Origin of the sequence: Thioclava sp. JE_KL1, assembly GCF_009296265.1 — a bacterium.
Classification (GTDB): domain Bacteria; phylum Pseudomonadota; class Alphaproteobacteria; order Rhodobacterales; family Rhodobacteraceae; genus Thioclava.
The window spans coordinates 91,266-109,624 of the sequence record NZ_WBJS01000001.1 but is presented as its reverse complement, the minus strand read 5'-3'; the positions used below and the strand labels follow the sequence as shown (position 1 = coordinate 109,624).

At 64.6% G+C, this 18,359-nt stretch carries 1 protein-coding gene (only partly in view); it reads left to right on the top strand.

Going from position 1 to position 18,359, the window contains the following annotated elements:
• The first annotated feature begins 6 nt into the window (after positions 1 to 6).
• Positions 7 to 18,359, top strand: partial view of a matrixin family metalloprotease gene (locus F8R15_RS00340; protein WP_172976132.1) — the 5' portion only. The gene runs 20,950 nt beyond the window's last position; the window shows 18,353 of its 39,303 coding nt (coding positions 1-18,353); the start codon lies at positions 7 to 9; its stop codon lies beyond the right edge, outside the window.

Here is an 18,359-nt window from a genome sequence, read left to right as displayed (position 1 = left end):
ACCAGTGTGACGAAATTCCTGCGTCGGACCCGCTCCGACGTGCAGGATGCTGTCGGTCTGGCCAATGACACCGCCCTCCACGAAGCCGATAACACCCTTCACCGCGAGGAAAATTACCGCATCGAGGCCCTAGAGCCGCGGCTTTTGCTCTCGGCGGACCCGATTTCGGGAGAACTGGCCCGGATGGCAGCCAATGCGCAGCCATTGGACCTTCTCGAAGACCTCATCGTGCTTGTTCAGACGGCTTTCGACCAGAATGTGCGCGGCGAAACGGGGGCTGATGAAGGGGCTTCGGACACCGGTTCGAACAGTGTGGACTGGCCGGAAGACTGGGGGAATCCTGCCGCTGCAACGCAAGCCGTCGCTCCGCAGGACGTGCAGGAAGAGGGGCAGCCAACGCCCTTCGAAGCGTTCCTTGCCCAGTTCGATATTCAAGAAAATCAGGGCATCGAAGGGCTGCGCGAGCTGCTCGGTTCGATGCTGTCGCAGCTACGTGGAAGCTTTGGCGCGGGACAAGACCCCGCAAGCAGCTCCGTGGCCGATCTGACCGGAAATGAGCCTACTGGCCCCCCGGCCGCAACCACTAATGCGCTGACGAATAACGAAAATACGCAAAACTCCAACAATGGGGCGGTTCTCGCTGCGCTCCAGGATCTGTTCCAAAAAATCAGTGAAACCCTTGGTCTTGGCGAAATTTTCAACGCTGGTCCGTGGGGCTCGCAAGCCGATTACCTCCATTTCGCTGGCACCGCCCCGACGGGCGCGGACGCCGCGGATCTCACCGAGGAAGAGCTTGCCCCGGTCTTCGAGGAAGCGCTCGCTCAGTGGGCGGCCCGGACCGATGACGCGGCGATCCTGTCGCAGCTCACCATCTCGATCACCGATCTCGAGGACGGCGCGCTTGCCCGGATCACCGGCACGCATATCGAAGTCGATGCCGACGCGGCAGGGGCCGGTTGGTTCACCGGTCTCGATACGAGCGAACCAATCGATGGCGTCGATCTGCTGACGGTCCTCACCCACGAGATCGGCCATGCGCTCGGTTACGACCACGATGCCGATCTGGCCGTGATGGGGGAGAGCCTCGGCACGGGTGAACGGATCGCGCTTCCCGAACTTCAACTCGCAACCTCGGACCCGGTCGATGGCGCGCTCCAACTGTCCGACGCTTTCACCGCGCCGGTCATCACGCCCGGTGCCGGGTTCGCCGAGAACCTCCGCGCGCTGTTCGCCGGTCTGGCCTCGGCACTCGGCATCCAGATCCCGTTTGCGGAGGAGAGCGGACAATCGCTTCGTCTCGATCCGGCGGCGGCTGGCACCGGCACCGCCGATCTCACCGAGGCACAGGTCGCCCCGATCTTCCAGGAAGCCCTCGCTCAATGGGCCAGCCGCACCGACGCGGCGATCTTGTCGCAGCTCACCATCTCGATCACCGATCTCGAGGACGGCGCACTCGCCCGGATCACCGGCACGCTGATCGAGATCGACGCTGACGCCGCCGGGGCCGGTTGGTTCATCGACGCGACGCCCGGCGATAGCACCGAGTTCGATCTGCTCGCAGGCGACCGTCTGGTGGCGACCGACGGTGCGGCCTCCGAGGGCGTCGACCTCTACACCGTCCTGCTCCACGAGATCGGCCACGCGCTCGGCCTCGACCATGACGCGGACGCAGCGGTAATGGGCGCGACGCTTGGCACCGGCGAGCGCATCGGTCTTCCCGACACGGCCCCGAGCCTCGGCGCTCCGGTGGCCGGCGCGATCTCGGAAGCGGGTGGCGCGCTCGACGGCACCGCCGACAGCAACCTGACCTACACCGTGAACCTCGACGGCACCGTCACCGTCAACGGCGTGACCTATGGCACGCCCGGCGCACCGATCACCTCGATCGCGGCAGGGGCGGGCCTCAGCGACACGATCGAGGGTCCGGACGCCGCGACGGTCTGGACGATCACCGGCATCAACGAAGGGTCGCTCAGCTGGAACGGCCTCACCATCACCTTCACCGGGGTCGAGCGTCTCGAGGGGGGCACCGATGCCGATGCCTTCGCGATCGACGGGCCGGGCTTCGTGACCGCGGGCTTCGCGGGCAATGCCGGTCTCATGGAAGTCTCCGTCGGCGACTTCGTGAGCCTCGCGACCAGTGACGGCGTCAGCTCGCCGATTGGCTACACCACCGACACCGGGCTCGACGGTGTGCTCTACGAAGTGGACACCGGCACGACCACCGCCGTCACCGGCGGTCTCGAGGTGACGACCATCTCGCTCACTAGCGGCTCGTTCTTCGCGGGTAGCGGCGCGAACGGCTACTTCACCCTCGGCCAGCCCAATAGCTCGGTCGGCTTCGCGGTCGAGAACCTCAGCTTCTCGGTCAAGATGATCCGCGAGACCGCAACGGGCCGCCAGTGGGTGATCGCGAATGGCGCGGTCGATGCGCTGGGTCTCGTGAACGTCGACAACGTGACCGCCACGCTCTCGAACGGCACGCTGGAGCTGGTGACCTCGCAACTGACCGACCCGAACGATGCGCTGAGCGCCAAGCTCGTCGTCTCCGAGATCGACAGCGTGGCGACGGGCGCGACCGCACCGCTGGCCAAAGTCTCGGGCGATGTGACGCTGGCCATCGGCGGCGAGGTTCTGATCGCGGGCGGCTTCAGCTTCACGAAGACCATCGTCAGCGGCCTGACCGGCGCGACCGACACGATCGGCGATCTGATGGTCTTCGGCTTCGACGCGGTCAAATTCTTCGCGGGCACCGGAGCGGTCTTCGATACGAGCGGCCCGGTCACCGTCGACACCACTAACGCCTTCGGCTTCTCGGTCACCGGCTTCACCGGCACCTTCGCGGTGCTGAGCTCGGGCGGCACGACCTATACCGGCATCGACTTCTCCTTCGCCAACGCGACCCCGGTCGGGATCACCGGGCTGACCGCCGAGGTTAGCAATGTCGCGGTGCAGGTCAACACGGCCTCGGGCGTCGCTACCCCGCTGAATTGGGACCAAGGCGCGCTGAGCGATGCCGGGCTTACGCTGAATGGTGCGCTCACCAAGGTCGAAGCCACCGCGACGCTGATCGTGAGTGACGCGGTCTATGTCAGTGGCACCTTCGCGTTGGAAAGCTCGGCCAAGACCGGCGTGACCTTCGACGGCGCGACGGTGGATGGCGATTTCTTCACGCTGTCGATCATCGGCGGACGTCTCTTCGCGGGCGTCGGCGCCGAGGTCTCGGGCAGCAGCTACGATCTGACCAATGCGACCGGCTTCGAGATCCCGACCCTCGATCTGACGCTGGCGATGTTCACCGTGACCTCGGCAGGGGCCAACCTCGGCCAGAAGGTCACCGCGCTGGAACTCTCGACCGCCGCCACGCTGCACGGGATTACCGATGTGACCGCGACGGTCGATGCGCTCGACGTGACCTATGCGAGCATGGCCTTCGACTGGAGCCAGGTGGGCGGGCCGAGCTTCAGCTTCGACAGTACTTTCACGGGCTTCACCATCGATGTGCGCGCGGTCTTCACGATCAAGAGCACCGTTCTGCTGGCGGGCGATATCTCGATCACGGTGACGAAGCAGACCATTGCGGCGGCGGATAATCCGCTTGGCTCCGATCTGACCGACGCGCAGGTGATGACCTTCGCGCTGGCGGATGGCTACATCTTCGTGGGCAGCGGCGGCAGCTTCACCACCGATGGGAATGGCAAGGTCAACGGGCTGACCCGCGATGGCGACAGCAAGCTGGTCGGCACCGGCTTCGGCGCGGAAGGGGTGCTGTTCGAATTCGCCTCGGTGAAGAATGTCGATGGAACGACCGGCGCCGTGCTGAACGCCTGGAGCGCGATCAAGCTCTATGTCGGCACCGTCGAGGTCGCGGGCATTCCGGGCTTCACGCTTGCCGTCAGCGATTTTGTGGTCGAGGTCAACGCCGCCGATGCGATGGTCGCGGTGAACCCGACCGTGATGACCTGGAAGGGGCTCGATCTGGGCGCGCCGCTCGCGCTGACCGATGCCACGACCGGCTTCGACAATACCGAGCGTTTCTTCATCGGCGCCACCATCGACGAGCTGAATATCTCGGATACCGTGCTGCTGACCGGCAGCTTCTCGGTCGAGAAGACCGCGGGCACCTCGGTCGGCGGCGTCACTGGCGATCTGCTCTACATCACGCTCACCGATCTGAGCCTCTTCGCGGGCTCGGGCGCCACGATCGGCGCAAGCGGGATCGACACGACGGACGCTATCGGCTTCTCGGCGGCGGGCGGCAATTTTTACATCGGCATCCTGACCACCACCGACCCGATCCCGGTCAGCTATACCGGCGTGTCGGCGAGCCTCGCGAGCCTCGGTCTCGTGAATGTCGAAGGCGTGACGCTGAACCTTGCGAGCCTCAAAGTGCTCTACAACTCGATCAGCGACACCAACCTCTCCAATCTCGACTGGTCGAGCCTGACCGGGCTCGAAGAGGTGACCGACACAGTGAGCCTCGCGGTCTCGGGCAAGCTGACGCTGGCCGTGGGCGATTTCGTCTATCTGCGCGCGGGTTTCGGGCTGAAGGCGATCGACGTGACGGCGCAGGCGGGCAGCACCGAGACGCTCGATCTCGTCGATATCACCACGGGCACGCTGACCTTCGTGACGCTGAGCGATGTCGAGTTCTTCGCGGGCACCGGCGCGTCGACCACCACCGATGAGGCGACCGGTACGACGACGCTGAACCTCTTGGGCGATGCGGCGGGTCTTTATGCGAATGGTGGCAATCTCGCGCTCGGCCTGCTGACCGACACGACGACCGGCGTGAAATATACCGGGGTGATCGGCTCGCTGAGCGCGCTGGAGGCCAAGGGCATCGACGCGGTCCAGATCAAGCTGTCGGGCATGGCGCTGGCCTCGAACTCGACCACCGCGCTGACCGGCCCGCGTCTCGACTGGTCGACCGTGAACGATACCGACGTGACCACGGCGCTTGGCGATCTGGGCCCGGGTGATCAGCTGGCGGTGTCCGGCACGCTATCCGTCGAGATTTCCGAGACGGTCTTCGCGCTGGCGACCTTCAACTTCTCGGCCTCGACCGAGACGATCGACGACACCATCCAGGCGGCGATCACCGATGCGCAGGTCACGCGGCTGACCCTGACGAATGTGAACTTCTTCGCCGGTGTCGGCGGTGCCTTCGATGACGCCAATGCGCCCACCGCGATTGCCGATCAGGGCACGGGCTTCCTCGCGTCGGGCGGCACGCTCGAACTGATCGTCGTGAAAGAGAAACTCGGCACCGCGACACCCAAGAGCTGGAGCGCGCTGTCGCTCTCGGTCGATTACGTCGGGATGCGCGGCCTGCCCACCGAGTTCGCGCTCGGGGTCACCGGTCTCTACTTCCGCATGAACACGGCCTCGGCGGGCGCGACCAAGCTGGACTGGTCGGCCATCGTCGATCCGGCCGAGAACCCCGGGATCGCTCAGATCAACGCCGATACCGGCATCGCCTTCGGCGGCACGCTCGATCTCGCGCTCGACGGGTTCGTGCTGGTCTATGGCACGGTCGAAGGCTCGATCTCGACGGCCGATATCGACGATGGCGTGATCACCCTGACTGCCGCCGATATCACCAGCTTCAAGATCACCGGTGCGCAGATCTTCGTTGGTGCTGGCGGCGCGTTCGACCGTGATGCGACCACGAACGAGGTGACCGGGCTTCTCGATCAGGGCACCGGCATCTATGCTTCGATGGGGCTGGGCGATGCGCTCGAATTCGCGCAGGTGACCCGCCTCGGCGTGCTGCCCGATAATGCGGCGACGAATGACAACGATCCGGCCACGCAATGGGACGACGAGACCGTCACCATCGGTTGGACCGCGCTGCGCGTCACCGTCGCGAGCCTCGGTCTGCGCGGCATCGACGCCTTCCAGATAGCGCTGGCCGATCTCGCGGTCGACGGGAATTTCGCAGCCATCGACGGCACCTTCCTGAACTGGGCCTCGCTGGGCGCAGTCACCGGGCTCGACTTGCTGAGCCTCGCGGATGCCACCGACGGTCTGACCCGGGACGACGGCTTCTCCGTCTCGGGCACCGTGTCGGAACTGAACATGGCGGGCGTGATCGTGGCTTCGGGCAAGTTTGGCATCAAGAGCTTCGCGAGCGACATCATCGTGCCCTCGGGCGTGACGACCGAGACCGTGCTGGGTGCGAATATCCTGATCTTCACCCTGTCCGATCTGAACCTCTTCGCGGGTGTCGGCGGTGCGCTTCTGGGCGACGGCACGATCGACCCCGATCAGGGCACCGGCTTCGTGGCCGAGAACGCCTCGCTGCAACTGGTGCTGGTGAAGGACGATCCGCTCAGCGTGACGCTCCCGGCAGTGCCGCGCAGCTGGACCGCCGTTGCGCTCGACGTAGCCACGGTGCGCCTGCAGGGCCTGCCCAACACGGTTACTGTTCAGGGCCTCGACCTCTATTTCGGCTTCAACGGCGCGGATGCGGTGAATGGCGAGCGGATCGACTGGGCCGCGACCGGCGTGAGCGAGATCGGCAATCTCGCCTCGGTCGATCTGTTCGACGTGACCGAGATGGACGCCAACTTCAGCATCGCCTTCGGCGGCTATGTCGAGTTCACCGTCGACGGCTTCGTCACCGTCGCGGGCACGATGGCGGGCCAGATCCTGACCGAGACGATCAGCGACGGCAACGGTCTGACGGTCGAGGGCGCGTCGATCATGACCTTCGCGCTGACCGGCGGCTATTTCTTCGCGGGGCAGGGCGGCGTGTTCACCCGCACCGATGGCAAGATCACGGATGTCAGCACCACCGACGGCACCGGCATCTACGCGAACAATGTGGGCATCGAGTTCGCCTCGGTGACTCAGACCGCCGACAATCCGCTGACAAAGGAGACGGTCGAGACCCGCGACGTGAAGAGCTGGTCTGCGATCCTCGTGACGTCGCAAAGCGTCGGCGTCACCGGCCTCACCGGCTTCAAGCTGGAAATCTCGGATGTCGCGGTCGAGGCCAATTTCGGCTACACTGACCCGCTGAACGCGGCCAACAACTCGGTGATGAACTGGAAGGGCCTCGATCTGGGCCTGACGATCACCGACAGCACGGATGGCTATGACGCGACCGCGATCCTGTCGGTGACCGGGACGGTGTCGGAACTGAACGTCGCGGGCGTCGTGATCGCGACGGGCACCTTCTCGATCAAGAGCCTGCTCGCCGATGTGGCGGTCGCCACCGCAATCGACGCCGATGGCACGCTGAGCGGGGCGAAAGTTCTGATCTTCATCCTGAGCGATCTGAACTTCTTCGCCGGTGTCGACGGTGTGCTCAAGAACGATGGCACGATCGATCCCGATCAGGGCATGGGCTTCGTGGCGCAGGGTGGCTCGATCGAACTGGTGATGGTGTCGGAAGACCCTGCCACCGTGACCTCGCCCGCCGTGGCCCGCAGCTGGATGGCGCTGTCGCTGCGCGTCGATCAGCTGGGTCTGCAGGGCCTGCCGCTGACTGCGACGGTGAAGGACCTCTATTTCGCGATGAACCGCGCGGATGCGGACGGTAACAAGCTCGACTGGGGCGCGACCGGCGTCGATCAGATCAACGCGCTCGCCGATATCACCAATCTCGACGCGGGCTTCGGCATCGAATTCGGCGCCTATGTCGAACTGCAGATCGAAGGCGCGATCCTGCTGGCGGGCGGTCTGTCGGGTGTGATCCGCGATCTCACCGTCGACGATCCGCAGGGCGGCACGATCAGCGCCAAGGCCTTCTCCTTCTCGATCGACGGCGCCTATGTCTTCGTCGGCGCGGGCGGGGAGTTCACCTATGACCAATTCGACCGGGTCGACGCGGTCGCCAATGCGGGCACGGGCTTCGCGGCCGAAGGGCTCGCCTTCGATCTGATCTCGGTGACCGAGGTGGTCGATCTGGTCGCAAACCCGAGCGCCGTCGCGCGCAGCTGGACCGCGATGTCCGCCCATGCCGACACGATCTCGCCGCGCGGTCTGCCGCAGGGGCTGGATCTGACGGTGAACTCGCTCGACTTCACGCTGAACGGGCGCGACGCGATCAATAGCGATCAGCTCGACTGGGCGCCGATCATTCAGGATCTGGGCGTCGATGCGGTCGCTCCCGAAGCCGGCACGGATCTGGTGATCTCGGGCGGTCTGGATCTGGACATCTTCGGCTTCGTCACTGGCTCGGCCACCTTCGACATCGTGATGCGCAACCAGATCGAGGCGGAGCTGGACAGCGGCAATGCGGGGCTCGAAAACGCAAGCCTCATGCTGATCGGCCTGCATGTCGAGAACCTCTTCGTCGGCCAACCGGGTGGCGTGGGCCTCTCGGTCGCGTCGGCCGATATCGCGCTTGCGCTGATCAAGGCGACCCCGCCCGCCAACAGCACGCTGCCCTTGACCACCACGCCCTCGGCGACGGCGGTGCTGGGCAATATCCAGGGCGGCACGCTCGCCGGTCTGCCCGAGGGGATGGAGCTGACGGTCAATGCCTTCTCGCTCGACTACTACGCGACGAAGCCCGCCGGGAACGACACCACGACCTTCTTCAATTGGAACTCGATCGATCTGGACGGCACGCCCGCGCAGGGCGACCCCGCGAACGATCCGGCGGCTCCGGTCTCCTTCACCTATGGCCCGAATGACGAAGTGGTCACCTTCGACGCCAGCGCAGACCGCACGCAGGTCGTGGGCTACCTGACGCTGAATGCCTTCGGCTTCGTCGATGTCGGCGCGAAGTTCACGCTGTCGCAGGATATCGTCGATGTGGATGTGAACCACGACGGCACCTTCGACATCGCCACCGATATGAATGATGCGGTGCTGACCCGGATCAGCCTGAGCATCGATCCCGCCGACGAGGCCGCGAATGGCGGCGACGCCCCGGCGGATTACGAGGCGAAGTTCTTCATCGGTATTCCCGATGGCCCCGGTATCACTATCGCGAGCGCCGATATCCTGCTCGCCTCGATCAAGGCGGCCAACCCGCTCACCGATACCCGCGCCTTCACCGCGCTCAAGGCCGATATCGCCTCGGCCTCGCTGACCGGGGTCGATCTGGTGGACATCACGCTCGACACGCTGTCGCTCGAGATGAACAAGGCCAATGATGCGACCGGCGTGATCGACGTGCTCGATTGGGGGCAGTCGATCAATCTTCTCTCGACCGAATGGAGCGACGGCCTGACCATGCTCAGCGGCCAGGATCTGCTCGCTGCGACGAATGGCAACGGCATCACGCCTGCCACCACTGACACGGTCCTCGACATGAACCAGTCGGGCTTCTCGCTCTTCGCGGGTGCCACCATCGTCATCGAGAACTTCGTCCATATCGAAGGCCAGATCATGCTGACCAAGACCGACAAGGTCGCAGCCCGCATGGTCGGCTCGACCACCTCCTTCGAGGCTTCGGTTCTGTCGATCGGTATCTCGGATGCCGTGGTCTTCGCCGGGGTCGGCACGCCGACGATCACCAATGGCGAGGTCGATGCGACCTCCGACGCGACGGGCGTGGCGCTCTCGCTGCAGCGCATGGGCCTGCATATCGTCAAGGAAATGCCGCTCGATCCGGCGAACCCGACCGCGACCCCGCTCAAGAGCTGGATGGTCGTGAAGGCGACGGGCGGGGCCTCGCTGATCGGCGTCGACAATGTTGCGGTCGATGGCTCGCTCACGCTGATCATGAACCGCGGCGGCAACGAGACGACGCCCTACAACACGCTCGACTTCACCTATGGCGGCGTGGGCGGCACCTGGGACATCACGGTCGGCGCCGAGACGATCACCTTCGACGAGCTGACCGTGGCGACGCTGGAAGTGTCGGGCTCGCTGACCATCGGCTTCGATGCCTATGTGTTCATTCAGGGCGAGTTCGCCTTCACCCAGTCGAGCGAGATTTATTCGGCTCTCGTCGCCGGCACGAGCACGAGCCGCGATCTCAAGGCGGTGACGGTCGGCGCGCAGCATGTGAACATCTTCGTCGGCACCGGCTATGACCTGACCAAGGCCTTCGGCGATCAGGGCGATGCGGTCGGCCTGAAGATCACGGACGCCTATCTCGCGCTCGCAATGTTCAAGACGGTCGACGCGAATGGCGTGGCGCTGGCCGCGACCGATCCGGCGGCAGCCTCTTACATGGCGCTGAAAGCCGGTGGCACGGTCGAGCTGGTGGGCATCGACGGGGTCACCCTCTCGGGCTACGGGCTCGAGGTCGAGCTGAACCAGGGCAAACTCCTGAGCACGCAGGCCAAGGAAGCGCTGAACCTTGCGAGCTTCGACGGTGGCGGCTTCGACGTGAAAGTGAGCGACACCGATACCGTGACGCTGGATGCCAATGGCGCGATCCTCGCGGCCTCCGGCTTCGTCGTGCTGGGCTTCGAGGATTACGTCTTCCTCGCCGGGCAAGTGGCCTTCCAGAAGGGCGCGACCCTGACCGTGGGCACCGCGCCGAACCAGAAGACCTTCGCCGCGACCGAAATCTCGGGCGATGGCATCAGCGCCTTCGTCGGCACCGGCGGGCCGTATTTCGAGGTCGACACCTCGGGCGACACCCCGGTCGTGCAGCCGATGGCCGATACCTCGGGTGCGCAGGGTCTGGTGCTGACCAACTTCTCCTTCCGTCTCGCCATGCTGAGCCAGGTCGATGCCAATGGCGTCGCGGTGGTGGGCGGCGAGAAATACACCGCGCTCTATGCGTCGATCGAAGAGGTCGCGCTCGCCGGAATTCCGGGCGTCGCGATCAGCGCGAGCGGCGTCGAGCTCAAGCTCAACCAAGGCAAGTCGGGCACCGCGGGAGCGGGCGCCCAGACGATCCTCACGGGCTTCGACTTTACGGAGGTGACGGGCCTCGACCCCGGTGCCACGACCTTTGCAGATATGACCCCGCTTCAGGCGTTCTACGACCTTGGCTATGCGGGCACTTTCCTTTCGGTCTCGGCTTATGGAGATCCGGTGGGAACGGGGATCGAGCTTCTCGTGAACCTCTCGGGCGATACGCCCACCAGCGCAGACGATGCCGACTTTGCCTTCTCCGGCGATCTGTCCTTCGAAAAGACCACCAGCGCGACGGGCGCGGTCTACTCGAAAATCTCGCTGACCGACATCACCCTGACATTCGGCGGTTATGAATTCACCGGCGACGCGCTGCTCTATCTGATGCCGCAGGGCATGGCGGGCAGCTTCTCGGTCACGCTTCCCGATATCGCGTTCGACGACGGCATCAATGCCTACCAGATCGGCAATGGCACGACGGCGACGCTCGAGATCAACACCTCAATCCAGGCGGTCTATGTCGAGTTCGCGAATGGCGATATCCTCGATCTGCCGCGCGGCCAGTTCCTGCGGGTCGAAGTCGAGAACGCCGCCTTCTATGTCGATTTCAACGCGACCGATAACGACAATGACGGCACGATCGACGTGGGCAACGCACCCGAGATCAGCCTGAGCGGCACGCTGATGTTCTCGCAGCTGACGACCGGGATTGCGCCGAACCAGACGAAGCGCATGACCATCGCCTTCACCGGGGTCACGGGCGGCTATACGGACTCGAATGGCGACGGCTTCACGATTCAAGACGCGAAGGGCGTGATCCTGATCTATTCGGGCTCGGCCACGCTGTCGCAGAACGGCATCGCCGCGCAGATCGAGGCGAGCGCGCAAGGCTCGGGGGCAGGCTTCGAGGTCTCGGCGAGCGCGATCATCCGCATCAACACCACCTCGCGTACCGATATCTACGAAGAGGTCGATGTGGGCGACGCGACCTACATTCTCGACTTCCAGGGTCAGGCCAATGTGAACCAGATCGCGCTGGCCGAGGTGAAGCTGAGCTACGAGCCCTACTTCACCATCGAAGGCAGCCTCAGCGACATTCTCCCGGCCGAGCTGCCGGCGGGTGCGACCAGCGGCAAGATTGGGCGTAACATCTCGATCTTCCTTGGCGATGCGGGCGACCCGAATGATCCGAACGACGATATCGGCCTGCTGATCTCGAACACCACGATCGCAATCTTCGAATTCGGCACCTCCGCCAACCGCAAATTCGCGGTCTATGCGAAGGGCGAGGTGCAGGCGCTGGGCATCCCGGGGCTCAATATCTCGGGCACTGTCGAAGTGTGGCTCAACACCTCGGGCACCGCTTTCTCGACCACCGTGTCGGGCTTCCCGCTGCTCGAAGGCGGCACCTCGGCCATCCCGGTCGCGATCACCTTCGTAGCCCCGCAGATGGAGCGCGTGAAGGGTTCTGTCGAGATCAGCTTCGGCGTGGCCGAGACCGGCGATCTGCTGGTGATCAGCTCCAACGACGTTCTGTTCAACAAGACGCCCGATGGCCGGATCTCGGTCGATGCGCCCGAGACCTCGATCACGGTGACGCCGCCGGGTGCCGACAGCTTCGGCATCGAGGGCGCGGCCCAGTTCAGCTTCGGCGGCGCGACCGGCTTCCAACTGACCGATATGCGGGTGACGGGCTACACGCTCTTTGGCGAGACCGTCTCGGTGACACCGACGACGAACCTGCGACCGCTGACCGCCGATATCGCCTCGCCGCTCAATGGCCAGATCATCAATCTCGACGGCTTCACCTATATCGACGTCACCTTCTACAATACCAACCGTCTGGATGCGGATGCCTACCCGGCCTATCCGCTGGGCATCGACCCGGACTCGATCACCGATATCGACCCGGAATTCACGATCACCGCGCGCTATGGCGACACGACGGCGGCGATCACGGTCGATGGGGCAGGGGTGCTGGTCGAAGGCACGGCGCGCCCGACCTATCGCTACCAGATCACCACGCCTGTGAGCCTGTCCGCGAACACCACCTATGAGGTGCAGTTCCTCGCCAATTCCTGGCGCGATGCGGCCGGTGCGCAAAGCGCCGCTGAATACGAGCGCTTCACGATCCGCAAGACGCCGGTTCAGAATGCACCCGCGGCGAACCCGGCGACCGATCCGCAGGATCTGACCACGATCACCGCCGCGCCCTCGATTGAGCTCGCCTCGCCCTTCAATGGCGCGGTGATCGACAAATCGATGCTGAACTCGAAGGGCTATATCGACGTCACCTTCGTGCTGCCCAATGGCGAGATCCTCGACGCAAGCTCGATCAATGGCGACGAGATCCGCTTCGTGCGCACGGGCGGCGCGTCGAACGTCAATCTGCTGACGAACACCAACGGCACCTACACGGTCGAGAAGATCGGCAAGACCACCTATCGCTATTACGTCTTTGCCGAGCCGCCCGCCGCGACCGCTACCGGCACGGGCGTTGTCGGCACGCCGACTTCGACCTCGACCTCGCAGGCGAACCCGGCCTTCAACGTGGGCGATGTGCAGGTCGAGTTCATCACCGGCACCTGGAAATACACCGATCGCGGCACTGACCTGAACAGCACCGCCGACGATGTCGTCTACTGGTTCGGCGGCGAGAACGGCTCGGTCGCGTCACCTGTGAAGACCACCGCCTATGTGCAGATCTTCAAGGTGCAGGAGCTGCCGGCGGCCGAGGCCGCGACCCCGATCAAGGTCGGTCCGGTCTCGATCCTCGCGCCGAAGGTCGGTCTTGCGAAGCTCGGCTTCAAGGACGGTCTGCTGGTCCTGACGATCTCGGTCGGGGCGGAAAGCGCCTCGCTCGCCTTCGGTGGCACCGCGACGCAGAATGCCGACGGCACGCAGACCAATAGTGGCGGCACCCAGATCACCCTGACCAACCTGCTGGTGAAGTTCGATATCGGCATCGACGTGATGGGCGTCGTCACCGGCGAGCCGGACGGCCCGGTCGTCTCGCTCACCGGCAAATGGTCGATCACCGCCGACAAGCTGGTCGGATCGATCCCCGATGTGGTCCTGTTCGAGGCCGACCGCATCAAGGTCGAATACGATCCTTCCTGGACGGCGCCCGAAACTCCGGTCGCGGGCACGCCGGAAGGCGCGGGTCAGGAGATCATCAAGATCGACACGATCAAGGTCACCTTCCCGAAATTCGGCATCGCGGGCCAGATCACGACCTTTGAGGGCGTGCGCGGCCTCACGATCTACGACAATGGCTTCCGCATCGGGCGCGGCGAGATCATCTATTCGGGCACCGGTGCGGGTTCGGGCACCGGCACGGGCGCGGTCCAGCGCACCGACGGCGCGACCGGCAAGATCAAGTTCGGCTCGATCCTCGAATTCGACGATCTGCGCATCGGCGTCACCGATTTCTCGCTGATCTTCGGCCAAGAGGTGACGTTCGACGGCACGATCTATGTCGGCTCTGGCGGGGCGACCTTCGCGCCGGGCAAGGCGATCAACGCCAAGGTCACCGACCGCGTCTCGGGCGAGGATGTGAACGACACGCTCGCGCTGAAGGCCGGCCTGACCTTCACCGATGGCGTGGTCGACGGCTTCATCTTCGAGCTCGACACGTTCGAGATCAATATCGGCTCGGTCCTCAAGCTGAAGGGTGTGGGCCTGTCGCTCGATACCGGGGCTGCGGATGACGAGGAGCTGATCAGCTTCGTGTCGATCGGCGCGGAACTGAAGATCGGCTCGCTGAACCTCTCGGGCGAGGCGCGCCAGTTCGCCTTCCTCGGCGACGGCACGTTCGTTACCAAACAGGGCTTCGGCGTCTTCATCGGCGTGGGCGGGGCCTCCGGGGCGAACTTCAAATGGCCGAGCTGGCTGCCGATCAAGATCACCGAGATCGGCGTGCAATGGCCCGACATTCAGGCCGACCCGAGCGATTTCGTCCTGACGCTCTCGGCGTCGATCACCGGGCTGCAGGGCTATGACGGGCTGACCTTCGAGGGCACGGTCGAGGGCATCCGCATCGATGTGGGCCTGCTGCTGGAAGGCAAGTTCCCGATCATCGGCATCGACTCGATCGGCGTGAAAATCGGCGGCAACGCCTTCGGCGGCGAGATCGAGGGCGCGCTGATCGGCGGCATCATCCGGATCGGCGATGGCAATCAGGTGCTTTCCACCTTCGACCTCACGAGCCCGGTGAAGGACCGCGTCTTCTTCATCGGCGTCGAGGCGGGCTTCTCCTTCTCGGGTCTGGGCGGCTTCACGATCCGCTTCGCCCTGTCGGAGCTGGGACCGCTCGGCGTGCTGGTCTCGGGCTCGGTGCCGGGCGGTATCCTGCTCGAGCCGAATTCGGGGCTCGCGATCAACGACTTCACCGGCGGCGTGGACTTCTTCAAGTCGCTGCCCGACATCACCGATCCCGACGAGCTCAACGGCCCCGATTTCGCGCTGCCGCTGAACGTGTCGATCGACGACTGGCTGAACTCGGTGCAGCAGCAGGTCGTGAACCAGTATATCGCGATCCAGAACGGCTCGGCGGCGGGCGGCGGGTTTGCGGCGGCCTTCACTTCGCCGATGATCATCACCGGCTCGGCCAAGCTTTATTCGATCTACACCTCGCAGGCGGTTTTCAACGGTCAGGTCACGATCAAGATCTCGACCGATGGCAAGATCCTCGTGATCGGCCAGTTGAACTTCGCGGCCGATAACCTGTCGCTCTCGGCGCGGCTCTACGCGAACCTGTCGAAGATCGCCTCGGGCGAGGCGACGATCCTGCTGCTGGTGAAGATCCCCGATCAGGTCGATCTGCTGACGATCAAGGGCTCGCTGCAATTCGGCTTCAAGGACATCCTCGGCGAGGCCACGCAATTCGCCGTGGTCGAAGAACAGGCCGCGACGCCGACGCAGCGCCTCGACGGGCCCAGCGATGGCGGCGTGACCGGCGTCGGCAACTTCAACGAGCGCGCCTATATCGACATCACCTTCCCGACGGTGAACGGTGCGACGGTGGATGCGGCTTCGGTCTTCGACCTGACGCCCGAGATCGAGATCAACGGTGGCGATTTCACCCTCGACAACACGCAGGCGCCTGCACAGGTCAGTGACGACACGTTCCGCTTCTGGCTGACCGGCACGGGCGATGTGAACTCGGTGACCTACACCTTCCTGTTCCAGTCCTGGTCCTACACCGAGACCGCGACCAACCAGACCGTCTATGCGGATGAGGACAACACGACCCAAAGCGGCGATCCGGCGGTCGCGGGGCCGTGGGTCGATATCAAGTTCATTGCCGAGATCGGCGGCGAGATCACCGCCGAGACGCTGGCCGCGATCGCGACCAATGCGGTGGCGCCGTTCAAGCTGTTCAACGATAGTGGCGACGAGATCGACCTCCTTGGCGCCATCGCGATCGGCGGCGGCAAAGTGCGTTACTTCATCGACACTTCCGATCCCGACCTCACGAACAACCAGCTCGCCGTCGGCGATTACACCGTGCGTTTCACCGCCGATACCTGGGCGAACAACGACACCCAGGCCGGCAAGAACAACACCGCGACGCCGGATGCCGTGTTCTCGGTGGTCGAGCCCGAAGCCTCGCTCAGCGCGCCCTATCAGTTGGACGGTGACGGCTACACGGTCGACGTGAACCTCGCCAATGCCGATCAGCGCATCATCGTGACCTTCGATCCGGCGGGCAGCGGGTCGCTCGATTACGGCTCGATCCTCGATACGAATGACGAGTTCACCCTGACGCGCACCGGGGCTGCGGATGGCTCCACGGTGAATACGGTCGTCGGACTCTCGGATACGCCGGTTCCGGTTGCGATGTTCATGAACGAGGACGGCACGGCGAGCCTGAAGACGCTCGGTCTCGATGCCGAGGGCCGGATCGTCGCCTCCGACAGCGCGGATAAAGTCAGCGATCTTCCGACGCCCCCCGCCGAACTCTATGCGCTCCTGAAGAAAGAGGGCATCACGCAATTCGCCTATGCCATCACCACCGCGAATTTCGACTTCGCGCCGGGCACCTACACGCTCACCTTCACCGGGGCATGGGCCGATGCGGCGGGTAATACGGGCGCGACCGGGGACAAGGTGATCACCGTCGAAGGCGCGACCGCGATCATGGTCGATCCGGGTGCGGGCGCTGCGATCGACGTGAACCTCCTCAACGGTCGCAACTATATCGACATCGAGTTCCCGAACGTGCCCGACAGCGATTTCGTCTATGACGCGGCCTCGATCACCGATGGCGGGGCAGAGTTCACGCTGAGCGGTGCGGGCCTCGGCACGGTGAAGATCGACAATGGTGTGGCCCCGGTCCGCGTGGGCGGCACCGACGCGGCCCCGATCTATCGCTACTGGCTGACCGGCAGCTTCGACAGCGGCCAGACCTATGGCGATGTGGCCATCGCGGCGGTCGAGCAGGGCTGGTCCTACCGCTATTCCGACAGCGCGAACCCGACCACCGACCCGGCGATCAAGAGCGGTGAGGACGGTCTGGGCGTGGTGGCCAATCTCGAGATCACCGAGGGCTCGATCGAGATCACCTTCACCAATATCCCGGCGGGCTACACGCTCGACCCGGCCTCGGTGCTCGATCTCGCGGCCGAGTTCACCGTGCAGACCGATACGGTAGAGACTTCACGCCTGACCGGCGGCACCTTCCGTGTCGAGCTGGGCGAGGGCGCGCCAGCTCTGCTGCAAAACGATGCGAATGATCCGACGAAGATCTCCTTCATCTACTCGCTGCAGACCTTCATCGATGAGGGCAACCCGGCGGAGCCCGCCTCGCTCACTGGCGAACTCTACCCGCAGACGATCACGCTGACGCTGGATATCACGTCGATCTCCTTCTTCTCGACCGCGGCGCTGAGCGCCCCGAGCATCGTAGTCAAGAGCGGCTCGACCTACTCCGACGCCAACAGCGCCGCCAACCTGCCGGGCGCCCGCACCTATTTCGACATCGCGCTGAGTGGGGCATACGGCGAGGACATCACCGATCAACTGGCGATCGGCGACGTGACTGTGACCGGCCTGACCATCACCGAGCTGATGGATATGGGCGGCACGATCCGCGTCTTCGCAGACGGCTCGCTCGGGATCGGCAGCCATGACGTGACGCTGGCCGCGAACAGCTTCGGCGATGCCGCCAAGAACCGCGTCCAGACGCTGTCCTTCACCGTCTCTGGCCCGCAGGGCGATCTGGTCGATCCGGCGAATGAGGGCAGCACCGGTCTGGGCGATGTGAACGGCCGCGGCTATGTCGATCTGCATTTCGAGCGCCCGGTGGGCGGCGCGCTCGATGTGGGCTCGATCACCGATCTCGCACCGGAATTCACCTTCGGCGGCAGCGGCTCGATCACCTTCGACGACACGCTGGCCCCGGTCTGGCTGAACCCGCAGGCGACCTCGGGCGACTATATCTTCCGCTACTTCACCACCGGCGCGGCTGCCGCAGACACGACGATCTCGCGCATCGCGACGTTCGAGGATCAGCCGACTGTTCTGCGCGCCGATGGCACGGCCGACGATGCGACCGGCCCGGTTTCCTTCGATGCGAGCACGCT